Origin of the sequence: Streptomyces sp. NPDC001381, assembly GCF_042895685.1 — a bacterium.
In the GTDB taxonomy this organism is placed as follows: domain Bacteria; phylum Actinomycetota; class Actinomycetes; order Streptomycetales; family Streptomycetaceae; genus Streptomyces.
In genome coordinates this window covers 240,796-263,560 of record NZ_JBIAWO010000001.1, presented here as the reverse complement: position 1 = coordinate 263,560, position 22,765 = coordinate 240,796, and the positions used below count along the sequence as shown (strand labels likewise).

The 22,765-nt window shown below is 73.2% G+C and carries 20 protein-coding genes and 2 pseudogenes; 14 read left to right on the top strand and 8 right to left on the bottom strand.

Annotated elements, in window-relative coordinates; all coding sequences use genetic code 11:
• Window positions 1-34 precede the first annotated feature (34 nt).
• The 8 genes from ACFY2L_RS01215 (at window position 35) to ACFY2L_RS01180 (ending at window position 8,224) form a co-directional block, all read left to right on the top strand.
• Window positions 35-931, top strand: coding sequence for an acyltransferase domain-containing protein (locus tag ACFY2L_RS01215; protein ID WP_390821686.1), 897 nt, complete (start codon window positions 35-37; stop codon window positions 929-931).
• 74 nt (window positions 932-1,005) lie between these two features.
• A complete protein-coding gene (locus tag ACFY2L_RS01210) occupies window positions 1,006-1,692 on the top strand; it encodes a class I SAM-dependent methyltransferase (RefSeq protein WP_390655945.1) in 687 nt (228 codons plus the stop codon).
• A gap of 34 nt (window positions 1,693-1,726) precedes the next feature.
• On the top strand, window positions 1,727-2,566 hold the full coding sequence (locus ACFY2L_RS01205) for a uracil-DNA glycosylase (RefSeq protein WP_390821211.1): 840 nt from the start codon (window positions 1,727-1,729) through the stop codon (window positions 2,564-2,566).
• Between the two features lie 41 nt (window positions 2,567-2,607).
• Window positions 2,608-3,573: a prolyl aminopeptidase gene (gene pip / locus ACFY2L_RS01200; protein WP_390821210.1), complete on the top strand. Its 966-nt coding sequence runs from the start codon at window positions 2,608-2,610 to the stop codon at window positions 3,571-3,573.
• Between the two features lie 248 nt (window positions 3,574-3,821).
• Complete coding sequence (locus ACFY2L_RS01195; protein ID WP_390821209.1) at window positions 3,822-4,622, top strand: nucleotidyltransferase domain-containing protein; 801 nt, start codon at window positions 3,822-3,824, stop codon at window positions 4,620-4,622.
• 41 nt (window positions 4,623-4,663) lie between these two features.
• Complete coding sequence (locus ACFY2L_RS01190; RefSeq protein ID WP_390821208.1) at window positions 4,664-5,395, top strand: hypothetical protein; 732 nt, start codon at window positions 4,664-4,666, stop codon at window positions 5,393-5,395.
• Window positions 5,396-5,981: 586 nt separating this feature from the next.
• Entirely contained in the window at window positions 5,982-7,856 is a 1,875-nt protein-coding gene (locus ACFY2L_RS01185) for an FUSC family protein (protein WP_390821207.1), read from the top strand.
• Between the two features lie 191 nt (window positions 7,857-8,047).
• The gene (locus ACFY2L_RS01180) at window positions 8,048-8,224 is read left to right on the top strand and encodes a hypothetical protein (RefSeq protein ID WP_390655951.1); all 177 of its coding nucleotides are present in this window, start codon (window positions 8,048-8,050) and stop codon (window positions 8,222-8,224) included.
• 4 nt (window positions 8,225-8,228) lie between these two features.
• Here ACFY2L_RS01180 and ACFY2L_RS01175 read toward each other — a convergent pair whose 3' ends face one another.
• The 3 genes and pseudogenes from ACFY2L_RS01175 to ACFY2L_RS01165 form a co-directional block, all read right to left on the bottom strand.
• Window positions 8,229-10,118 (bottom strand): ABC transporter ATP-binding protein, encoded by a 1,890-nt coding sequence (locus ACFY2L_RS01175; RefSeq protein WP_390821685.1) that lies wholly within the window; start codon window positions 10,116-10,118, stop codon window positions 8,229-8,231.
• 325 nt (window positions 10,119-10,443) lie between these two features.
• A complete protein-coding gene (locus ACFY2L_RS01170) occupies window positions 10,444-10,884 on the bottom strand; it encodes a hypothetical protein (RefSeq protein WP_390821206.1) in 441 nt (146 codons plus the stop codon).
• 923 nt (window positions 10,885-11,807) lie between these two features.
• Window positions 11,808-12,497: pseudogene (locus ACFY2L_RS01165) on the bottom strand (ATP-binding protein); the annotation flags it as partial.
• A 269-nt stretch (window positions 12,498-12,766) separates the two neighbouring features.
• On the opposite strand from ACFY2L_RS01165, the gene ACFY2L_RS01160 reads away from it, so the two are divergent.
• The 3 genes from ACFY2L_RS01160 to ACFY2L_RS01150 all read left to right on the top strand — a co-directional run bounded on the left by ACFY2L_RS01160 (window position 12,767) and on the right by ACFY2L_RS01150 (window position 14,795).
• Window positions 12,767-13,627 (top strand): helix-turn-helix transcriptional regulator, encoded by an 861-nt coding sequence (locus ACFY2L_RS01160; protein ID WP_390655953.1) that lies wholly within the window; start codon window positions 12,767-12,769, stop codon window positions 13,625-13,627.
• Window positions 13,628-13,882 carry a DUF397 domain-containing protein gene (locus tag ACFY2L_RS01155; RefSeq protein WP_057580268.1) on the top strand — a complete coding sequence of 85 codons (255 nt, stop codon included), beginning with the start codon at window positions 13,628-13,630 and terminating at the stop codon, window positions 13,880-13,882.
• A gap of 100 nt (window positions 13,883-13,982) precedes the next feature.
• Entirely contained in the window at window positions 13,983-14,795 is an 813-nt protein-coding gene (locus ACFY2L_RS01150) for an SAM-dependent methyltransferase (protein WP_390655954.1), read from the top strand.
• Window positions 14,796-15,014: 219 nt separating this feature from the next.
• Here ACFY2L_RS01150 and ACFY2L_RS01145 read toward each other — a convergent pair.
• From ACFY2L_RS01145 to ACFY2L_RS01130, 4 genes and pseudogenes are all read right to left on the bottom strand, one after another.
• Window positions 15,015-15,335: pseudogene (locus tag ACFY2L_RS01145) on the bottom strand (dual specificity protein phosphatase family protein); the annotation flags it as partial.
• A 529-nt stretch (window positions 15,336-15,864) separates the two neighbouring features.
• A complete protein-coding gene (locus tag ACFY2L_RS01140) occupies window positions 15,865-17,352 on the bottom strand; it encodes a glutamate synthase subunit beta (protein ID WP_390821205.1) in 1,488 nt (495 codons plus the stop codon).
• A gap of 94 nt (window positions 17,353-17,446) precedes the next feature.
• Complete coding sequence (locus tag ACFY2L_RS01135; protein ID WP_390655957.1) at window positions 17,447-17,926, bottom strand: DUF1772 domain-containing protein; 480 nt, start codon at window positions 17,924-17,926, stop codon at window positions 17,447-17,449.
• Between the two features lie 140 nt (window positions 17,927-18,066).
• Complete coding sequence (locus tag ACFY2L_RS01130) at window positions 18,067-18,810, bottom strand: DUF2293 domain-containing protein (protein ID WP_390655958.1); 744 nt, start codon at window positions 18,808-18,810, stop codon at window positions 18,067-18,069.
• A 147-nt stretch (window positions 18,811-18,957) separates the two neighbouring features.
• Here ACFY2L_RS01130 and ACFY2L_RS01125 point away from each other — a divergent pair, with 147 nt between their 5' ends.
• Together ACFY2L_RS01125 and ACFY2L_RS01120 are read left to right on the top strand one after the other, a co-directional pair.
• Window positions 18,958-19,599 (top strand): uridine kinase, encoded by a 642-nt coding sequence (locus tag ACFY2L_RS01125; RefSeq protein WP_390655959.1) that lies wholly within the window; start codon window positions 18,958-18,960, stop codon window positions 19,597-19,599.
• Between the two features lie 217 nt (window positions 19,600-19,816).
• On the top strand, window positions 19,817-20,251 hold the full coding sequence (locus tag ACFY2L_RS01120; RefSeq protein ID WP_390655960.1) for a CBS domain-containing protein: 435 nt from the start codon (window positions 19,817-19,819) through the stop codon (window positions 20,249-20,251).
• Window positions 20,252-20,290: 39 nt separating this feature from the next.
• Here the strand turns inward: ACFY2L_RS01120 and corA are convergent, their stop codons facing one another.
• Window positions 20,291-21,418 carry a magnesium/cobalt transporter CorA gene (gene corA, locus ACFY2L_RS01115; RefSeq protein ID WP_390655961.1) on the bottom strand — a complete coding sequence of 376 codons (1,128 nt, stop codon included), beginning with the start codon at window positions 21,416-21,418 and terminating at the stop codon, window positions 20,291-20,293.
• A gap of 290 nt (window positions 21,419-21,708) precedes the next feature.
• On the opposite strand from corA, the gene ACFY2L_RS01110 reads away from it, so the two are divergent.
• On the top strand, window positions 21,709-22,503 hold the full coding sequence (locus ACFY2L_RS01110) for a methyltransferase (RefSeq protein ID WP_390821203.1): 795 nt from the start codon (window positions 21,709-21,711) through the stop codon (window positions 22,501-22,503).
• The last annotated feature ends 262 nt before the right edge of the window (window positions 22,504-22,765 follow it).

Genomic DNA, 22,765 nt, shown 5'->3' with positions numbered 1-22,765 from the left:
ACGTTCTCCAAGGGAGACAGAGAGGGTGGGGGCCGTGCTGCCGGACGCCGACGAACTGGCCGAGACGCTCCTCGACCTCGCCGTACCGCACGAGGACATCGACGAGGCCGTGCGCCTGAGCCGGCGGATCGCGGGGGACGCGGAGGCGCTGCGGATCCTGGAGGAGACCGTCGCGGAACTCGTGCGGGGGATGGGCCGGATCCGCGGGGGAGTGGACCTGCCCGCGCTGGACGCACCGGATCCGTCGGCGCGCTACTTCCCCCTGTACGTGTTCGCGGCGGCGCTGCCGCGGGTGCGGGCCCACCACCGCGAGCGGGGCGTTCCGGAGGAGGTCGGCCGGCGGACCCTCGCGGACGTCGGGCGGTGCGTCGCCCTGCACCGGCGCCGGCACGGCACGGGCGGGGTGCTGGCACCCGGCTGGCTCACGCTGCACTTCCACGGCGAGCTCTACCAGTTGGGGCGGCTGCAGTTCCAGCGGGACCGGATCGGCAGCCGGACGAGCGACTCGGCCGTCGCGGCCGGCCTCCCCCTGGGACCCGGAGACCCGGGGCTGAACCTGCACGTGCCGGACTTCATGGGGCCGTTGTCCCCCGAGGCCGTCGACCGCTCCCTCGCCCTGGCCCGGGACTTCTTCGCCCGCCACTATCCCGACGAGCCCTACACGGTGGCGACCTGCGGTTCCTGGCTGCTCGACCCGCAGCTGAAGCGGTATCTGCCCGAGGACTCCAACATCGTGCGCTTCCAGGAACGGTTCCGTCTCAGCCGGCTGCCGGCCGAACCGGAGGACACCGTGCCGCTCCGCTTCGTCTTCGGCACCACCGGCATCCCTCTCGACCGGCTGCCGCGCGACACACCTCTCCAGCGGGCGGTCGTGGACCATCTGCGGGAGGGCGGGAACTGGTTCGTCCGACACGGCTGGCTGCCCCTGTAGCTCGAACGGGTGAACCGGTGCGGGGCGGGAACGGCTGTCCGAGACCGGGCCGTTGGACGGGCATGAGGCTGGACATGCGAGAGGGATACGAAGGCACGGGGCCCGGTGCGATCACCCCGGACGGCTGCGCGGTCGAGCTCTACTCCCGGCTGCCCGTCAGGGACGAGCCGGATGTCGTCTCCGCGGCGGTGCCCGCGGGCGCCCACATCCTGGAACTGGGGAGCGGGGTCGGCCGGGTGACCCACGCCCTCCTGGAGCGCGGGTTCACGGTCACGGCGGTCGACGAGTCCGCCGAGATGCTGGAGCGCGTCCGCGGAGCGCGCACGATATGCGCCTCGATCGAGACCCTCGACCTGGGCGAGACCTTCGACGTGGTGATGCTCGCGTCGTTCCTCGTGCACAGCGGGGACGCCGATGTCCGGCGGGGTCTGCTGCGCGCCTGCGCCCGGCACGTGGCCGACGGCGGGTGCGTGCTGATCCAGCGCGAGGGGGCGGACTACCACACCGACCTGCCCCGCGAGCGCGTCGACCCGAGCGGCTTCACCGTGCGGATGGTCTCCTCGGAACCGGTCGGCGACGGAGTCCACTCGGTCCGCGCGGAGTACGTGTTCCCGGACGCGGTGTGGACCCAGACCTTCCGCTCCAGACCCCTGACCGAGGAACAGTTCGAGGAGGCGCTGGCGGAAGCGGGCCTGGGAGTGGACCGGCATCTGACGGAGGACGGGATCTGGGTGAGGGCGGTACGTCGCCGAGCCGCCTGAGGGGAGGGGCGGGAACCGGCCGTACGGTGGAGGCATGGACGCCCCGCACCGCTCCGGGCCCCTGGGGCCCACCGGTCTCGCCGGTCTCGACCGGCGGGTCGTGGGGTGCCGGGCCTGCCCCCGGCTGGTGGCCTGGCGTGAGGAGGTGGCCCGTACCAAGCGGGCGTCCTTCGCCGACTGGACGTACTGGGGCCGTCCGGTCCCCGGCTTCGGCCCGCCGGACGCCCGGCTGCTGATCGTCGGGCTCGCCCCGGCAGCGCACGGCGGCAACCGCACCGGCCGCATGTTCACCGGCGACCGCTCCGGTGACGTGCTGTACCGGGCGCTGTACGACGTGGGGCTCGCCTCGCAGCCCACGTCCGTCTCCGCCGACGACGGACTGGAGCTGTACGGCGTGCGGGTGACCGCGCCGGTGCACTGCGCACCGCCCGCCAACAAGCCCACCCCCGCGGAGCGGGACACCTGCCGGCCCTGGCTCGTCCAGGAGCTGCGCCTGCTGCGGCCGACACTGCGCGCGGTCGTCGTTCTCGGCGCGTTCGGCTGGCAGGCAGCGCTCCCCGCCTTCGCCGAGGCGGGCTGGACGGTACCCCGGCCACGGCCGGTCTTCACCCACGGGACGCGGGTGACGCTGGAAAGAACGGAAGGGGACGACGGACTGGAGCATCCGGAAGGGCAGGGGAGACCCGGAGGTGCGGGAGATCCGGGAGGGCTGGAGCTGTTCGGCTGTTTCCACGTCAGTCAGCGCAACACCTTCACCGGCCGTCTCACCCCCGAGATGCTGAGGGATGTGCTGCGCAGGGCGGCGGAGGCGGCGGGGCCGGCCGGACAGGGCACCGCTGAGGAGGGGGAGGACGCCCGGGCCCGACGGCGGTAAAGGGCGTGCTCCCGGCGGCGTACGGCCTCTAGGGTGCCCGGATGAGTCCGTATCCGGAGATCGAACCGTACGACCACGGCATGCTCGATGTCGGGGACGGCAACCGGGTCTACTGGGAGACCTGCGGGAACCCGCGCGGCAAGCCCGCGCTGGTGCTGCACGGGGGCCCGGGCTCCGGGGCCGGCCCCTGGGCGCGGCGGCTGTTCGACCCGGAGGCGTACCGGATCGTGCTGCTCGACCAGCGGGGCTGCGGGCGGTCCACGCCGAGCGCCGGCGCGTACGACACCGACATGAGCGTCAACACGACGGCGCACCTCCTGGCCGACCTGGAGCTGCTGCGTGAGCGGCTGGGGATCGGGCGGTGGCTGGTGTGGGGCGTGTCGTGGGGGTCGGTGCTGGCGCTGCGGTACGCGCAGACGCACCCCGGCGTGGTGAGCGAGCTGGTGCTGACCGGGGTCGCGACCGGTTCCGACGCCGAGGTGGAGCTGCTGACCAGAGGGCTCGGGAAGATCTTCCCGGAGGCCTTCGAACGGTTCCTGGCGGGGCTGCCGGAGGGCACCGCGCGGGAGGGGAACCTCGCGGCCGCGTACAACCGGCTCCTGGAGTCGCCCGACCCACGGGTGCGGGAGCGGGCGGCGCGGGCGTGGACCGACTGGGAGACGGCGACCATCCCGGCGCCCCCGCGGTCGGTGGAGCGTTTCGAGGATCCGGCGTTCCGTATGGGGTTCGCCCGAACCGTCACGCACTACTGGGGCAACGGCCACTTCCTGGGCGAGGGGGGTGCGGAGGGCGTGGTCCTGCGCGACGCGCCTCTCCTCGGGGGAGTGCCCGGCACCCTGGTCCAGGGCAGCCTCGACTTCGGCAACCTCCTCGGTGTCGTCTGGCGGCTCCACCATGCCTGGCCGGGCAGCGAGTTGGTGGTCGTGGACCAGGCCGGGCACAACGCGACGGCGCCGGGCGTGGCGGAGGCGCTGGTCGCGGCCACCGACGCGTACGCCCGGCGCTGACGCAGGCTCACACGACGCGGGCCGCCGACACCGGCGCTCCGTCCCGCCCGGTCCCGTCCGTGTGCCGTCATCACGACCTCCCCCGTCGTCACGCCGAGTGACTCCTCCCTTGACAGCGCGTCGCACTGACAATCGCCCGGACCGGCCGCCGCCGATATCCGGTCGACAACCGAGGCGCTGCCCAGCCACCCTTGCCTGCGCGTCTGCGGCGCGCACAGGGCGTGCGCCGCCACGAACCGAGGAGGCGGATGCCCGTGCCCGTCCGTAGCGACACCGAGTTCCTCGACACCACCGCCGGCCGTCTCGCCGCCCTCCCCGGCGTCCGGGCCGTGGCGCTCGGCGGTTCCCGGGCCCAGGGCACGCACCGCGGCGACAGCGACTGGGACCTGGCCGTGTACTACCGGGGTGCCTTCGACCCCGACGACCTGCGGGCCGTCGGCTGGGAGGGGGAGGTGTCGGAGATCGGCGGATGGGGCGGTGGGGTGTTCAACGGGGGCGCCTGGCTGACGGTCGACGGGCGGCGCGTCGACGTGCACTACCGGGACCTCGACGTCGTCGAACACGAGTGGGCGGAGGCGGAGGAGGGGCGGTTCCGGGTGGAGCCGCTGATGTTCCATCTCGCCGGGATCCCGAGCTATCTGGTCGTCGCCGAGCTCGCCGTCAACGGGGTGCTGCGCGGTGAGCTGCGGCAGCCCGTGGCGTACCCCGCGGAGCTTCGCCGTACCGCTCCCGAACGCTGGTGCGGAACCGCCCGCGCCACCCTCGGCTACGCCAAGGCCGCTCATGCGCCCGCCGGGCGGCGTACCGAGACGGCCGGGGCGCTCGCCGTGGCGGCGGCGCAGGTGGGGCACGCGGTGCTGGCGGCGCGCGGGGAGTGGGTGACGAACGAGAAGAGGTTGCTGGAAAGGGCGGGGCTGCGCGGCGTCGACGAACTCGTCGGCCTTCTCGGGAGCGCCGAATCCGGTGAGCTCGTGAACGTCGTCGAAAGGGCGGAGTCGCTCTTCGCGGAATGCGTACGGGCGGCCTCGGAAAAGCACGGCGTCGAATAATCGTTGGAGACGGACGAGTTGGCGTTGCTACGGTCCTTCTCGTGGCGAAACTCAATCAGATCATCGCAGTCGAGAAGGGCATCAAGTCCAAGGCTCACCAGGACCTGACCGCGGCTCACCACGGGCTCCAGAAGCCCGCGTTGCTGGCCGGCATCTCGCGGACCTACCAGCCCAAGGACGAGGAGGGCGAGCAGCTGCCGCCCGAGTCGACGCGCGTGCAGGTGCAGGCCGAGGACGTGCTGCGGGAGACCGCGGCCACGCTGACCCGGCTGTTCGACGTGACCGCCACCAAGGACTGGGCCAACTGCACGGCCCGCGCGGACGTGAAGGTGGACGGGCGGGTCCTCGTCGCCGACGTGCCCGTGTCCTACCTGCTCTTCCTCGAGAAGCAGCTCGTCGACCTCCATGCGTTCGTGCGCAAGCTGCCCGTCCTCGACGCCTCCGAGGCCTGGGTGCGGGACCCCTCCACCGACGCGTGGAAGACCGAGCCGGTGCGGACCCTGCGCACCAAGAAGGTCCCGCGCAACCATGTGAAGGCGGAGGCGACCGACAAGCACCCGGCGCAGGTCGAGGTGTACTACGAGGACGTGCCGGTCGGATACTGGACGACCGTGAAGTTCTCCGGAGCCCTTCCGGCCCGCCGGATCAATGAAATCCTGGCCCGGGTCGAGAAGGTGCAGCAGGCCGTGAAATTCGCGCGGGAAGAGGCGAATGGCGTCGAGGTCGTCGACCAGCGGGTCGGTGACGCGGTGTTCGGTTACCTCTTCGAGTAACCATGTGAGACCCCCGGCCCACTGCGGCCGGGGTGCGCGAGGAGCGCAAGCTGAAGCTGAAGCTTGTCGTGACGAAACGGTCCGTACCCCACAGCGTGTCGGGGCGGGACCGCGATGAATCTCAGACTCTCGCTCCAGACTCAGCATTCGCCGCCGATCGCCGGATCGACCGGGCCCAGGCCCCCGGACGTCGAAGTGCCGGTTCAAGTCCGGCCCGCGCAGCTCGATGCGCGGTGGTCCAAAGGCAGGACACGACGACATGAGATTGACCTGGGTCCTCAAGCGTGCCGGCGTGCCACCTGGGCGGCATCGACAGGGGCCGGGGGCAGGCTACGCCTCCGGCCCCGCTCCCGCTTTCCCGTCCTTCCGGCACCGGAAGTGCCGTCCCGGGACGGGTTCATCCATGCCCTTCCGGGAGTTGCGTTCATAAAGAAAGCGGGATTCGTCCAAGCCGTCACCTCCCCGAAACGCAACTGCCCTGTTTCCTCCGAGGCCACCCCGTACCGTGGACACCACAGCTCACCGCTGACCGCCCCGGCCACCGTCGCCCGAGAGCACACCCCGCCCTCGCCACGACAGGAGCTTCGTGTCACCGCGTTCCACCGTTGCCCTTCGCACAGTTCTGCCGCCCTGGCTCGCCCACGCCCTGCGCGCCCAGCGCGGACCCGTCCCATGGAGTGCCGTGACGCGGGGTGCGCTGGCCGCCGGTCCGCTGCTGCTCGTCGCGGTCCTCGCCGGGCGGGTGTCCCTCGGGGTCGTCGCCGCCATCGCCGCCATGCTGGCCGGGATCAACGACCGGCCCGGCAGCAGGCGGGCCGCCGTCAAGCGGCTCGGGGCGCCCGCGCTGGCCGGAGCGGGCGGCATGCTCGCCGGGACGTACGTCGGGGACCACGTGGGCGCCCTCGCGCTGACGGCCGTCCTCACCGGACTGGGGCTTCTCGCCGGCGGGCTGAGCGCCATCGGGCCCGTCGCCTCCGGCGCCGGGACACAGCTGCTCGTCGCGGCGGCCGTCGGCGCCGGGATGCCGGTGCCGGAGGCCGGGTGGACGCGCGCCCTCGCCTTCGTCGCGGGCGCCGGCTGGCTGCTCGCGCTGCGGCTCGCCCTGCCCACGCCCGGCGCGATGACCGGCGACTTCCGCTTCGACGGCGAGCGCGACGCGGTGGCCGGGGTGTACGACGCCGTCGCCGAACTCCTCGACGCCACCGGCACCGGGCACGCCACCGCCCGCCGCGCCGCCCTCACCGCCGCTCTCGACCACGCCCAGGACGCCCTCGCCGGCCCCCGTCTGCGCCGCTGCGCCGGCTCGGCCGCCGAACGGCGGCTGCACGCCCAGTACGCCGCCGCCCTGCCTCTCGCCGAGGCCGCGACCGCCCTGGCCTGGGCCGGGGAACCCCTCACCGGACGTGCCGCGGAAGGCCCCCGGCGGCTCGCCGCCGCCGTACGCGAGAACAGCCGCACCGGTCCGCTGCCCGCGCCCACCCGGTCCGCGCCCGCCCTGCGCGCCCTCGACGACGCGCTGCTGCACGCCGCGGAGGCCTTCGACCGGGGCGGCGGAGGCGATCTGCACACCCGCCGGCGCAGCGCCCGCGACCTGCTGCGGACCGCGTTCGGCGCCGGCGGCCGCGAGTACGGGCTGCGGGTCGCCCTCTGCTTCGGGGCCAGCGCGGCCATCGCCCAGGCCCTGCACCACTCCCACTGGTACGGCCGGCACACCCACTGGTACTGGCTGCCCGCCACCGCCGTCTTCCTCGTCAAGCCCGACCTCGGCCCCCTGGTGTCCCGGGTGCTGTGCCGGGCCGCGGGGACCGTGCTCGGGGCGCTGCTGTTCGCCGGGTTCGCCGCCGTCCTGCCCCGTCCGGAGGGGCTCGTCGCGCTGGTCGCCGTCTGCGGGGCGCTCGTCCCCGTCTCCACCCGGCACTTCGCCGCGCAGACCGCCGTCGTCACCGTGCTCGTGCTGTCCCTCGTGATGGTCGGCGGCGAGCCGCAGGCCTCCGTCAGCCGGATCGTGGAAACCTTGCTGGCCTGCGCGATCGTGCTGATCGTCGGGCATCTGCCGATGCCGGGGGAGCGCGGCGGCCAGGTGCGCGCCCGGCTCGCCGCGGCCGGTGACGCCGCGCAGGCCTACCTCGTCCACGTCCTCGAGGGCTCCGACGACCGTGCCGCCCGCTGGACCCTGCGGCGGGAGGCCTACCGCACCCTCGCCGAGGCCCGTACCGCCATCGCCCTCGCCGCCCACGAACTGCCCGCCCTCGCCCGTCACACGGAGGGCACGGACGAGGTCGCCGCCGTCCTCGAACGCCTCGTCGACACGACCACCGCCTGCGCCGTCCACCTCGACGACACCGGCCGGCTCGCCCCGGGGCACCGGGCCGAGCTCGCCGAACTCCTCGGCGAACTCGCCGTGCGCCGGGACCGAGCGGGACTGACGGCGCCGGTGCCCGCGCTGCCGCTCGCGGTCTAGCGGCTACGCCGGGTGTCACGACGCGTACGGCTTCCGGCACACCCGGTGCGCGCGATGTTCGGAATGTGACCGAATGCTCACGGTCCGCCCCGAATCCGTGTCGACTACGTCTCAGTAGCGCAACTGGCCGAGCCGCTCGGCCTCCGGACGGCGTTAACTCCTACAAGTACGACGCTTTCTGGAGGTGCGAGATGGTGAACGGGCGAACCGTGCTCGAGCGCTTTCCCGCAGGCGGGCCGCGCGGATCGTGGCCCGCGGAGGAGTTCGCGCACGCACGACGTATGGAGGGGCTGGCCGCCGAGGTCGTCATGGACCTCGCGACCGACACGTTCCTGGTGATCGTGCGGGGCGGCGAGGCCGCCGACTGAGCCGTCAGCCGACCTGCGACGTGGGCAGCTTCTCCGGGACGGCGCGCGCCGGCACCTGCACCGTGAACTGCTCCGCCTGCAGCGCGTACAGCTCCGCGTAGACGCCCCCGCGGGCCAGCAGCTCGTCCGGGGTCCCCGACTCCACCAGCCGGCCCTGGTCCAGGACGTGCACCAGGTCCGCGTGCCGTACCGACGCCAGCCGGTGGGTGATCAGGACGACCGTCTGGCCGGTGCCCGCCAGCGCCCGGATCTTCTCGAACACCTCCAGCTCGGCCCGGGCGTCCAGGGCCGCCGTCGGCTCGTCCACGATCAGGATGTGACCGCGCCGGTACGCGGCCCGCGCGATGCCGAGGCGCTGCCACTGGCCGCCGGACAGCTCGTGGCCGCCGCTGAAGTGCCGGGCCAGCAGGGTGTCCAGACCGCGCGGCAGATCCGCGACCACCTCCTCGGCGCCGGCCTCCGCGATCGAGCCGGTCAGCCGTTCCTCGGTCAGCGGCGCCGACGAACGCCCCACCGCCACGTTCACCCGTGCCGTGAACGGCCAGCGCTTGAAGTCCTGCGCCACCATCGCGATGCGCTCGGCCAGTTGGTGCCGGTCCGCGTCCGCCGCGTCCACCTCGTCCCACAGGATCCGCCCTCGGTCCGGCCTGTACAGCCCGGCCAGCAGTTTCACCAGGGTCGTCTTGCCGGAGCCGTTCTCCCCGACCAGCGCGATGATCCGGCCGAGGGGCAGGGACAGCGTGACGTCGTCGAGGGCGGGCCGCGTCGACTCGCCCGGATAGCCGAACGTGACGTTCTCGAAGCGGATCTCCCGCGGCTCGTCCGGCAGGGCCGCGCCGCCCACCGGGATCGCCCGTTCGGCCGCCTCGACGTACAGGCGCTGCAGATCGCCCACGAACAGGGCCTCCTCGTGCAGCTGGTTGACCTCCAGAACGAGGGTGTTCAGGCTCGTGGAGCCGCTGCGGATCGCGATGACCGCGGTGCCCGCGACCGCCAGCGCCATCGTCCCGGTGAGCAGCAGCCCGCCGAGCGTGGCGTACGTCGCGACGGTCGCCAGCCCCGTCCAGGTGGCCGCGATCAGACCGGTCCGGGCGGCGAGCCGGGCCAGCCGGGCCTGCTCCGCCTCCGCGGTCTCCGACATCGCGCGGAAGTGCTTCAGCAGGAACGGGCCGACACCGTGCACACGGATCTCGGGCGCGGCCGCCGGCTCGGTGAGGAGACTGGCGATGAGATGACCCGCGCGCGCGTGCTGCACCCAGGTGTGGAACGACTCGTAGCGGCGCCGGGCGTTCGTCAGGGCGCTCCACGCGCTGGGCAGGGTCATGGTGACCAGCAGGGGCAGCAGGAGCGGGTGCAGCACCGTCAGCACACCGGCCGCCGCCATCAGCGAGATCATCGCGTTCACCACGCGCGTGCCGTACATGATCATGCGACGGGCGGACGCGGCGCCGTACTGCGCGGTGTCCAGCAGCTTGTGGAAGGCGTGGTCCTCGATCGCGGCCAGCTCCACCGCCGCCGCCCGTTCCAGGTACAGCTCGGTCGCCACCCGCTCCACCTTGGGTTCCAGACGCCCGGTCGCATACGTCGACGCGGCCCGCAGCAGCGCTCCGAGGAGGAGGACCGCGGCCATGACGAGCAGGGCGGGAAGGGCGCCGCGCAGCCGGTCCTCGATCGGGCCGCCGGCGATCAGCCGGCCCAGCACCGAGTTCACCGCGAGCAGGCTCACCGCCTGGGCCGCACCGCGGCCGGTCTCCGCGCCCAGCACGATCCGGGCGGCCCTGGGGTCGGCCTGCCGGGCCAGCCGCAGGCTCGCCGCCAGCAGGGAGGGCAGCCGGGTCACCATGGCGCGGAAGCTCAGTTCGAGGAAGGCGTCGCGGTGCTGGTTCCAGCCCATGTCGTAGCGGAGCGGGCCACCGAAGAGCAGCCGCTCGGACTCGGACACCTCGCGTTCGTCGGGACCGTTCGGTTTGTGTGCCTTCCCCACCTTTTCCGCCTCCCGCGATCGTGGACGAACGGCCACTATCGCGGCAGGGGACGGGTGAGGACAGGGCGCGGGGCGCGGAGGAGGCATGCGCGCGGGCGTACGCCCGGGTGCGGGAGAGCGCCACCGCCCGGGGCCGGTGGTGCGCCGGGTCCGCCGGGTTCCGGTAGGGGCGCACGCGCGGGGCCGGGGGAGGGCCGGGGAGGCGCGGAAGGCGTCCGCCCGCACCGGCTGTGGATTACGCGCTGATCGGCCGTGACCAGGTGGGCGTCGTGCCCGTGAGGCGGCACAGGGCCAGATAGAGGGGGATCGGCGGGGTGTACGGAAGCGTACCGTCCGGTCGGTGGATGAGATCGGGGACCGGCACGGCGTCCGGGACGATCGCCCCCCGCGTGTAGCGCACCGGGGCGGGCCACTCCAGGGCGTAGTCGGAGTCGGACGGGACGAGCCACCACCAGTGCGCCTCGTCGGCGTACACGCAGCCCACGCGGGGCAGCCGGGGCATGAGCAGCGGGCCGATCCCGGCGGGGACGGCCACGGCGTCGCAGCCCAGCGGTGCGGTCATGCCGTCCGGCACGGCGAGCCGGCGCGGGGGCTCCGGAGCCGTGCCCAGGCCGCGCCGCACACGGACGAGGGTGTCGAGGGAGCGCACCGGCCGGGGGCGGGGTGCGCCGCTCACGCCCTCCCTCGCTCTCGGCTTCTTTCGAGCGCGGGGAGCCCGGTGCCGCCCGGCCCGGCACCGCCGCCGGGGAACGGACGCGGCGCGGGGGCCTCGCCGGCGGGGGCGGGGGAGTGGCCCGGTACCTGATGCGCCGGGATGCGGTGCTCGGTGCCGAGCTGGTCCGGGACGTGGTGGTCGAGGGCCCGGTGGTCCGGTGTGCGGTGGTCCGGTGTGCGCTGGTTCAGCGGGGCGTGGCCGAGCGGGGCGTGAGTGAAGGGAGTGTGGTCCAGCGCGTGGTGGCTCGGGCCGTGGTGGTCGAGGACGCAGAGGTCGGGCACGTGCTGGCCCGGGCTGCGCCGGTCCGGACCGAAGGGGTTGAAGGCGCGGTGGTCCGGGCCGAGGGCCCCCAGGGTGCGGGGGTCCGGGACGCGCGGGCTCGGTCCCTGGCGTTCCGGGGCGTGAGACTGCGGGGCGTGTGACTGCGGGGCGTGCTGGTCCCGGTCGGCGGTGCCCTGGGGGTGGTGAGCCGTGTCGCGGTGGCGCGCGGCGGGGGAGGCGGCGGCGCCGTCGTGATCCGGTGCGTGTCGCTGCGGCGGGTGCTGGTCCGCGCGGTCCCTGCCGAGGTGCTCCGGGCCGTGGTTGCGCTGGGGTACCACCTGCGGAGATCGGATGCCGGGCTCCGGGGCGGGGCGAGTCGGATGGCCGGCGTGGGTCCCGGGCTCCGGGGCGTCCTGCGGGGTGGGGCGAGCGGTGCGGGCCGGGCGGCGGGGGTCCGTTTCGAGGGCGTCGTGCGAGGCCGGGCGGATCAGCTCCGCCGCGTACGCCTCCGTCGCGCCGTGCGAGGGCGCCGGGGACGTCGCACGCGTCTCCGCACCCGCCGTGCGGTCGTGCTGATGGCCCACCCGGGGCGCCGGTGTGCCGCTCAGCCCCGCCCGCAGGGACTGCTCCTCGGACTCGTCCTCGTCCCCGGAGCCGTCGGCGGTGCCGGGCTTGGGGCGGGCACCCCAGCCGAGGTCGTCGCGCGGCTCCGCGGGGTCGCGGACCGGGTCGGCGCTCACGCTGTCACCGGCCTCGGCGGGCTCGGCGGCCGCGGTGGGCGCGTCGGCACCGCGCGGCAGATCCGCCCAGACCAGCAGGCCGGAACCGTGTTCCTGGGCGCCCCAGGACTGACAGAGGGCCTCGACGAGGAGCAACCCCCTCCCGTGCTCCTCCTCGGGGCGCTGCGGAGAGGGATGCGGGTCGTCGGGAGAGCAGCCCTGGTCCCGCACGGCTATGCGCACCACGTCGTCGCCGTCGAGCAGCTCGCACACGACGATGTCGCTGGCCGTGTGCACGATCGCGTTGGTGACCAGCTCGGATATGACGAGCAGCGCGGTGTCGCAGGTGTCCTCGCACACCGACCAGCCGGTCAGTCGCGCCCGTGCCAGGCGTCTGGCCTGGGCGGGGGAACCCGGGTGTGCGGCCAGCTCGAAGCGGAACCGGCGCTCGGCAGCGGCCTGGTCGGGGCCGGCTCCCTCCCCCACTCCCGAACCGACTCGAGCGGGGATACCCCCATCGGCGGCACCGAGACCCTGGGGGCGGCCTGCGGCGGCGTCTGTTCCTAAGGGCGCGGACGGAATCACGCTTGCCACTATCGCCCCGCCGTGAACACTTGGCAAGTGTCACTCTGAAAAATGCAGAGTGCTGTGTGACGCAGTGGAACGCCGTGGCACACTGCTCGCAACAGCACGTTGAGCGGCGCCAGTTGGGATCGCCGGAGATCCGTACATAGTCGTACAGGTCTTCGAATGGGTCTTCGAATGGCGCCGTAAGGCTTGTCAGGATTCGTTTCGGTACCGGCCGGTCGGGGCCCAGTGCGGCCAAGGCGACCGGCCTGCCGGGCTCTTCGTGGAGGTGGAGCGTGAGCGAACCGCGGTCCGCGCCGACCGTCGGACAGGTCGTCCTCGGCCGGCGCCTGCTGGACCTGCGGGAACGCGCAGGGCTCAAGCGCGAGGAGGCGGCCCGAATCCTCCGCGTCGCACCCGCCACCGTCCGCCGTATGGAGATGGCCGAGGTCGGCCTCAAAATTCCGTACCTCCAGCTGCTGCTGAAGGCGTACGGCGTCACCGACGAGGAGGCGGACGGGTTCGTGCAGCTGGCCGAGGAGGCCAACAAGCCCGGCTGGTGGCAGCGGTTCCACGACGTCCTGCCCGGCTGGTTCTCGATGCACGTCAGCCTGGAGGGCGCGGCCGCCCTGATCCGCCAGTACGAACCGCACTTCGTCCCCGGTCTGCTCCAGACCGAGGACTACGCGCGTGGTGTCCTGAGGTCCGGTGCCATCGGCCAGACGCGGCCGGAGGACATCGAGGGTCTCGTCGCCCTGCGCATGCAACGCCAGGAACTGCTCACTCGTCAGGACGCGCCCCGGTTGTGGGTCGTGATGGACGAGACGGTGCTGCGCCGCCCGGTCGGCGGCCCGGAGGTGATGCGCGCGCAGATCGACAAACTGCTCGAGGCGACGAAGCTGCCCAATGTGACGCTGCAGGTCGCCCCGTTCGCGGGCGGGCCGCACCCCGGCACCTACGGGCCCTTCGTGCTGTTCCGATTCGCCATGCCGGAGCTTCCGGACATGGTCTACAGCGAGTACCTGACCGGCGCCGTCTATCTCGACGCGCGCTCCGAGGTGGCGACCCACCTCGAGGTCATGGACCGCATGGCGGCGCAGGCCGCTACTGCACATCGCACGAAGGAGATCCTCAGGGATTTCCGCAAGGAGCTGTGAATGGATCGCATCAAGCCGCGCAAACGGGTCTACAACGGCATGCCCGCGCGGGACTTGGGCAGCGAAGGCTGGCACAAGCCATGGAGCGGCGGCAACGGAGGCAACTGCCTGGAGGCGATGAAGCTCGCCGACGGCCGGATCGCCGTACGGCAGTCGACCGACCCGGACGGTCCGGCGCTGATCTACACCACCGACGAGATGACGGCGTTCATCGAGGGTGCCAAGGCGGGGGAGGCGGACTTCCTGCTGTCGTGACCCGGCTGTCCCGTACCTTGCCTTTCGATTGTCGCTTTCTCGTTCAACTTCCCTATTTTGGTGCTGACTTGCTTACTCTTTGTGTCTTACGGAGGGCCTCATGACCGGGCAGGAACCCACCCCCGGCGTCCAGATCGACACCAGCAGACCCCATCCGGCGCGGATGTACGACTGGTACCTCGGCGGCAAGGACAACTACCCCGTCGACGAGGCGATGGGCCGGCAGATGCTCGCGCTCGACCCGCGCGTGCCGGTGATGGCACGAGTCAACCGTGCCTTCATGCACCGCGCCACGCGCTGGCTGGCCGGGAACGGCATACGCCAGTTCCTGGACGTCGGCACGGGCATCCCCACCGAGCCCAACCTGCATCAGGTCGCCCAGGGGATCGCGCCGGACGCCCGGGTCGTCTACTGCGACAACGACCCGATCGTGCTGGCCCACGCGGCGGCCCTGCTGCGCAGCACACCCGACGGCGTCACGGAGTACCTTCAGGCGGACGTCCGGGACCCGGCCGCCATCGTCGAAGGGGCCGGGAAGATCCTGGACTTCAGCCGGCCGGTGGCCCTGTCGCTGGTCGCGCTGCTGCACTTCGTCTCCGACGAGGACGGCGCCCACGATCTCGTCGGACGGCTGCTCGCCGAGCTTCCCTCGGGCAGCTACCTGATGATGACCCACGCCACCGCCGACTTCACCCCGCAGGAGTCCGCGGCGGCCACCGAGAAGCTCAGGGCGGCGGGCGTCACGCTGGCCCTGCGCTCCCGCGAGGAGTTCAGCCGGTTCTTCGACGGCCTCGACCTGGTCGACCCGGGCGTGGTGGTCGTCCCCGACTGGCACCCCGAGCTCGGCGAACCGGTCCCCGGTCAGGACGACGGGGTCATCCCGGGCTACGGGGCGGTGGCCCGCAAGCCGTGATCCCGCGCGGGCCGGCGGGCCGGGCGAAAGGCCAGGCCGCGGCCCGGAGGGGCAGAACCAGGTCAGCATGCGCCGTGGGGCGTCCACCGGACGGCTCACGGCGACCACCGGCAGCGGCGGCTGCTCGGCCTCGGTGCGTTCGAGGTGCAGCCCGTAGTGGATCTGCTCGATCGACGGCGGTTCGACCGCGAGGTTGCGCCGGACCGCCCCCGAGGCGGACTCCTGCCCCGTCTCCACGAGGTACGCGGCCGCCACCGTGCCGGTGCGGCCCACTCCGGCGCCGCAGTGCGCGAACACCTTCCCGGGTCCCTGCGTGACGGCCGCGAGGAACCGCTACACCTGCTCGGGCCTGGGTGTCTGTCCGTCACGGATGGGCAGGCGAACGACGTTCAGCCCGGCGTCACGCGGGTGGGCGAGCTGGGCCGCGCTCAGGTCCTCGGCACGCAGGTCGATGACGGTCGTGAAGCCCAGGCCAGCCAGTGCGCGGTACCCGGCCGGGGAAGGGGCCGCACCGCGCCACAGCCGCCCCTGGGTGCCCACCGGCTGGACGTTGTGAATGCCCTGCACCGTCCGCGTTCCCGCGGGTGCGGAGGTCTCCTCACGGGCCCAGTACGACAGAGCCGCGATACCGCCGGCTCCGGCGGCCCGGCTGCACGAGCACCGCCACGGGCGCCGTGGCCCCGTCCGGCCGGTGCGCCGAGTCGAGCACGCTGCGCACCGCCGCACGGAAGGCGGGCCAGCCGCGTACGTCGAGCACGGAGACGAACCGGCCGGCCAGCGAGGACTCCCTGGTGTCCTCCTGCGGGGACGGGGAGCGTCGACGAGCGGGCGGTCGCCGCCCTCCGAGAGTCCGTCCCAGGCCCGCCAGAGGGCCACCGGATGGCCGCCCGCCTGGCACGGGATCACCGATCCGGGGAGGACGGGCGCGGCGCGGGCTGCGCGGGCGAGGTTCCCAGCCTCGGATCCCGCCTGCCCGGGGATCGCGGCCGCCGGGCTCCTGCGAGTAGGGCGTAAGGGTGGAAAATCGGCGCGAGGCCGTCAGGACTGTCACCTCGTCGCCGAGGGCGGCCTAGACGCTCATGGGCCGGTCGTACGGCGATATGGGCGCCGGCAGCCGCGAACTGCCCGACAGATGGCGGTCGACGGCCGCCGCGACCGCGCGCCCCTCCGCGATCGCCCACACGATCAGCGACTGTCCGCGCGCCGCGTCCCCGGCGGCGAACACCCCGGGGACGTTCGTCGCGAAGCCGGCGTCCCGCGCGATCGTGCCGCGCGGTTCCAGCGCCAGCTCCAGCTGGTCCACGAGCCCGTCCTCGCGGTCGGGCCCGGAGAACCCCAGCGCCAGCAGGACCAGGTCCACGGGCAGTGCCCGCCCGCTGCCCGTCACCGGCCGGCGCAGCGCGTCGACCTCGACGAGGTGCAGCGCCCGCACCCGCCCGTCCTCGTCGCCGGTGAAGCGGAGCGTGGAGGCGGCGAACAGGCGCGCGTCCGCGTCGGCCGCCGGCGCGCTGCGCAGGTCGCGCGCCTCCTCGTGCGCGGCCGACAGCCGGTAGATCTTCGGGTACGTCGGCCAGGGGTCGACGTCCTCGTCCCGGTCCACGCCGGGCTGGGCGTAGATGTCCAGCTGGGTCACCGAGGCCGCGCCCTCGCGGACCGCCGTCCCCAGACAGTCGGCCCCGGTGTCGCCCCCGCCGACGATCACGACGTGCTTGCCGGCGGCGGACAGCGGCGAGACCTCCAGATCGCCCTCGCACACCCGGTTGGCCAGCGGCAGGTACTCCATCGCCTGGTGTATTCCGGCCAACTCCCGTCCCGGCACGGGCAGTTCCCGCCAGGCCGTGGCCCCGGTGGCGATCACCACCGCGTCGTAGCGGGCCCGCAGCTCCGCGGCACCGACGTCCCGGCCGACCGCCGTCCCCGTACGGAACCGGGTCCCCTCGGCGCGCATCTGCTCGATCCGCCGCTCCAGATGGTGCTTCTCCATCTTGAACGCGGGGATGCCGTACCGCATGAGACCGCCGATCCGGTCGTCCCTCTCGTACACGGCGACCGTGTGCCCGGCCCGGGTCAGCTGCTGCGCCGCGGCCAGCCCGGTCGGTCCGGAACCGATCACCGCCACGGTCTTCCCCGAGAGCCGGTCCGGCGGCCGCGGCGGCGTGAACCCCTCCTCCCAGGCCCGGTCGGCGATCGCCACCTCGACGTTCTTGATGGTCACGGCGGGCTGGTTGATGGCGAGGACGCACCCCGCCTCGCACGGCGCCGGACACAACCGCCCGGTGAACTCCGGGAAGTTGTTCGTCGCGTGCAGCCGGTCGCTCGCCGCCCGCCAGTCCTCCCGCGACACCAGGTCGTTCCACTCCGGGATCAGGTTGCCGAGCGGACACGCGTCGTGACAGAACGGGATGCCGCAGTCCATGCAGCGGTCGGCCTGCTTGCTGATGATGGGCAGAAGGGCCCCGGGGACGTAGACCTCGTCCCAGTCCCGGACCCGCTCCCCGACCGGCCGCCGGGGCCAGTCCTGGCGGGGCGTGGTCATGAATCCCTTGGGATCGGCCATGGGCGTCTTCCTTGCGTACGCGTGGACAGGCCGAGCGTCATCGGGCGGCACTCTTTCGGCCACGATACGTCCCGCCGGCCCCCCGCGCAGAGAGTCAGAGCAGGGCCAGCGCGTACACGATCGCCGCCGCCGCAGAGGCGATCGCCCGCACATGGTTCCACCGCGTCCACTCGCGCACGTACGTCGGCCAGTACGTGACCGCCTCGGGCGTGTCCGGCTCCAGCTTTCTCAGCGCCTCGTTGCGCGGCACGTTCGCCGTCACCGTCACCCCGAACGCACCGACCAGATACAGAGCGCTGCCCAGCAGCAGCGGGACCCCGCCCTCGTCCGGCCACAGCAGGAACGTCACCACGGCGATTCCCGCGCACAGCCCCGCCGAGCCGAGGAACAGCGCCATGAACGCCGGGGTGATCGCCGAGGAGTTGATCGCCCGCATCGCGGCGACGCCCTGCGCGGGCGGCAACGCGGCGAGACCTCGCATCACCAGCACCGAGAAGGCACAGAACACCCCCGCCATCAGCCCCGTCGCCAGTACTCCCAGCAGCGCGAGCATCGGATACGGCCCTTCTGTCATCAATGTCGACTCCCCGTGTCGTGCGCAGATCCTGCCCGCTCGGATCAGTCACCTCAAGTGAAATCCCGTACATGCCCGGTGACCGCGGCCGGGACGCGGGAGGTCATGTGCGGTCGTCTCCTGGTGGTCGCGCGGGAGCCCTACGCGGCGGTCCCGGTGTCTTCCGGCAGGCCGGCCTCCGTGCCCTCCGGCGAGCCGGCTCCGGCGCTCTCCCGCCATTCCCGCAGCCTTCGCTCCGTCCGCGCGGCGATCCGCCGCCTCGCCTCGTTGCGCGGCACGCCGCTCATCAGCAGGTCGTCGTACGGCGTGTCCAGATGCCGTACGGACGCCGCGACCGCCGAGACGACCGCGCCCTCGGACAACGCCCGCCCGGCCGCGCTGCGCCCCACCCGCCCGCTGCCCCGCACCGAGGCGTGCGCCGCGATCTCCCCGGCCCGCTCCGCGGGGCAGCCGGGGAACAGCCGCAGGATCTCCGCCGCGAAGGCCTCCGCGAACCGCGCGTCCTGTGCGGCCCGCCGCCGCGCGTCACGCAGCCGGCGCCGCCGCCGCGCCTCGGCGTCGGCCAGGCACCGCTCCTCGGCCCGGGCGAGTCCCGCCTCCTCGACCAGGACGCCCTGCCGTTCGTACCGCCCCTTGCGCCGGTTGAACCGCACCACCACCGCAGAGAGCGCGCTCTCCTCCCGCGACCTGCGTGTCAGTGCGGTGTCGCCGCGCGGCAGGAACACCAGGTGCCCCAGATCGGCACAGTCCAGGCAGCGCGGGCCGCCCTCGTCCAGGACCAGCATCGGCTGCGGTCCCCGGCGGCACCCGGCACAGTGCCTGCGCCGAAGCGGCTGTACGACGAGGAGCCCGGTGCGGGACGGGGGAGTCGTGACTGCTGCCATGAGGGCTTCATTCCCGCTGGTGGGCGCGGTATCCGGCACCGCGTGGTCAGGTGCTGCGGTCCGCCCGGCCCGGGCAGGCCCGGTGCGCGCGGGTCGTGGCCCCCTGCGCGCGGACCCCGCCGCGTCCGGGCCGGCACCTGACGCATCATGGGCCGTGTGCGACTCGAAGCGATCACCTGGGAACGGCTCGGCGACCTTCTCGCCGAGCGGCTGCTCGACCTCAAGCCGGCGGACGGCAGCCCCTGGCCCCGCGTCGCCTTCGACGGAGCTCCGGCGGCCCGCCCCGGAGACCTCGCCGCACGCGTCGCGGAAGCGCTGCGGACACGAGGCCGTGCGTCCCGCGTCGTCGACGCGCACGGCTTCCTGCGCCCCGCCTCCCTTCGACTGGAGTACGGCCGTCACGACGTGGAGGCCTACTACAACGGCTGGTTCGACACCGGCGCCCTCTGGCGCGAGGTGTTCGGCCCCCTCGAACCCGGCGGCGACGGACGGATCCTCCCCGACTTCTGGGACCCGGCCACCGACCGCGCCACGCGCAGTCCCTACGTCCGACTCCCGCCCGGCGGCATTCTGTTGCTGCACGGCCCCCTCCTGCTGCGGCACTGGTTCCCGTTCGACCTCACCGTCCATGTCCAGCTCTCCCCGGCCGCCCTGCGCCGGCGCACCCCGGAGGCGGACCGGTGGACACTGCCCGCCTTCGACAGCTACGCCGAGGAGACCGATCCCGCCGCCACGGCCGACGTCCTCGTCCGGGCGGACGATCCGCGCCATCCGGCGTGGGGCGGGTGAGCCGGTCCCGGGGACGGGCGATTCACCGCGACCCCGTGTCCTCCCCTCCGCCAGGCAGCGCACCCCTTCTGCCCGCCCGCGCCGTGCAGTTGCGACCCGGGCGCCGGACGCAGCCGGGTGAGATGCGGGTGTCCGGAAGCCCGACGAGAATGGAGGGGCCGCCGGGACCAGCGGTGCCCTCCGCGCCGCGCCGGCCGTCCGGCACCGGGAGGTATCCATGACCACAGCCGGAGACATCATGCACCGGGGCGCCCGCTGGATCCCCGTTCACGAAACACTCGACCGTGCCGCACAGTTGATGCGCGAACTCAATGTCGGAGCCCTGCCGATCAGCGACGAGAACGAGCGGCTCTGCGGCATCCTCACCGACCGCGACATCGTCGTCGGCTGCGTGGCCATGGGCCGCGACCCGTCGAGGGTCACCGCGGGCGAGATGGCCCAGGGCACTCCGCGCTGGATCGAGGCGAGCGCCGACGTCGGCGACGTGCTCCGCGAGATGCGGGACCACCAGATCCGCCGGCTGCCCGTCATCGAGAACAAGCGCCTGGTGGGCATGATCAGCGAGGCCGACCTCGCCCGGAACCTGAGCGAGGACCAGATCGCCTCCTGGGCCGAGAGCGTCTACGCCACGACCGGCTCCACCCCGTACTGACGTCCTGCCGGCGCCGCCCCGTCTCCGGGCGACGCCCCCTCAGAGCCAGCCGTTGCGCCGGAAGCCGCGGTACAGCACCAGGCAGGCCACGGATATCACGCCGATGACCAGGGGGTAGCCGAACCTCCAGTGCAGCTCCGGCATGTGATCGAAGTTCATGCCGTACACCCCGCAGACCATCGTCGGCACCGCGATCACCGCGGCCCAGGCCGTGATCTTCCGCATGTCCTCGTTCTGCGCGACCGTGACCTGCGCCAGATGCGCCTGCAAGATCGAGTTCAGCAACTCGTCGAACGCGGCGATCTGCTCGGTGGCCCGCAGCAGGTGGTCGGAGACGTCCCGGAAGTACGCCTGTATCTCCGGGTCGACCACCCGCACCGGCCGGTCGGCGAGGTCCGTCAGTGGGCGCTTGAGCGGCACCACCGCCCGCTTCAGCTCCAGCAGCTCACGCTTGAGCTGATATATGCGTCCCGGGTCGGCCCGTGCGCCGTTCTCCGCGAAGACGTCCGCCTCGACCTGGTCGATGTCGGCCTGCACGGCGTCCGTGACGTTCAGATAGTCGTCGACGACATGGTCCGCGATCGCGTGCAGCACCGCCGACGGCCCCTTGGCGAGCTGGGCCGGATCCGACTCCAGCTCCTCGCGCAGCGGACCCAGCGAGCCGTGCCGCCCGTGCCGGACCGTGACCACGAAGTCCTGGCCGACGAACACCATGATCTCGCCGGTGTTCACCACCTCGCTCGTCGCCGTGAGCTCCTCGTGCTCGACGTAGCACACCGTCTTGAACACCGCGAAGAGCGTCTCGCCGTACCGCTCGACCTTGGGGCGCTGGTGGGCCTCGACGGCGTCCTCCACGGCCAGCGGATGCAGGTCGAAGAGCTCGGCGATCCCCGCGAACTCGTCGTTCGTCGGCTCGTGCAGGCCGAGCCAGACGAATCCGTGGCCGCTCTTGCGCACCCGCTCCACCGTCTCGACCAGATCGTCACTGACGGGGGTCCGGACGCCGTCCCTGTACGTCACGCAGTTCACCACCGAGGACCCCAGCGGGGAGCGCGCGGGGTGGCTGAGGTCGACCCGGGCACGCCGCCGGGCCAACCGCGCCACCTTCCGCAGGCCGCCGACCCCTCCGAGGCCGGTGACCTTCCGCAGATTCCCCGCCATGGTCATCTGGATCTCCTTGCGTACATCTCCTCGCGTCGCGCTCCTGCGCCCTGGCCAGCCAGTCTGCCAGGCTCGCGCCTGCCGTGGGAAAGCCTGTGGAAAGGGTCGGTTCCGCTTTGTTCCCGCCTGTGGACGACGGGACTTCGGGTCACCACCGGGACGGACTGCCCGGCCGCTCCGACGCGGCTGCCGGCCGCCCACGCCCTGGATTCCACGCCCTGTCACCGTGGGCGCGACGAGCGATCCGGGCCGCGTCGACCGCCCGCGGCAAGCGGGACAACTGGGATGATCGGCACATGACGCGAACCGACGGGTACCTTCTCGACAACCAGCAGACCGAGGCGGGGGAACGCTTCGACGCCTTCGCCGCCCTCTTCGACCCCACGACGTTCCGCCACCTCGAAGGGCTGGGCGTCGGCCCCGGCTGGCGCTGCTGGGAGGTCGGGGCCGGCGGTACCTCCGTCGTGACCTGGCTGGCGAAGAAGGTCGGACCCACCGGCAAGGTCGTCGCCACCGACATCGACACCTCCCGGCTGACCCCGGCCGCCCGGCCGCCGGTCGAGGTGCGCGTCCACGACGTCGGCGTCGACGAACCCCCCACCGAGGGCTTCGACCTGGTGCACGCCCGGCTCGTCCTGGTCCATGTCCCGGACCGGGAGCGGGCCTTGCGCTCGATGGTCAAGGCCCTGCGCCCCGGCGGACGTCTCCTGATCGAGGACGGGGACCCCGCGCTGCAGCCCCTGCTCTGCCCCGACGAGCACGGTCCCGAACAACAGTTGGCGAACCGGCTGCGGCACGGCTTCCGCAAGCTGCTCGCCGACCGGGGAGCCGACCTCTCCTACGGCCGTAAGCTGCCGCGTCTGCTCCGCGAGGCCGGGCTGCGGCGCGTCGAGGCCGACGCCTATTTCCCGGTCACCTCACCGGCCTGCGCGGCCCTGGAGTCGGCGACCGTCCGGCAGATCCGGGGCGGACTCGTCAGCGCCGGCCTGGCGACGGACGAGGAGATCGAGCGCCACCTGGCCAACGTCGCCTCCGGCACCATGGACCTGGCCACGGCACCGATGATCTCGGCGTGGGGGCGGAAGGATTAGGGGCGAGGCGACGAGGCGCGGCGACGGCCGCCCGGGGCGGTCTGCCCGCCCGCGAGCGAAGTGCTCCTCAGCGCTGACACGACCCCCGGCCCCGGCCTCAGCCGACGCGGCGCCGACCCGTTCGACCGCCCGGGCCCCGCTCTGCACCGCTCCGCCGCCGCTGCCCCGGCCCCGGCCTCAGCCGACCCGGGTTCCGTCCGCGATCCTCGGTGTCGACGCGGTGCCGGACGCGGGTGGTCGCGCGCCGACCTGTTCGACCGCC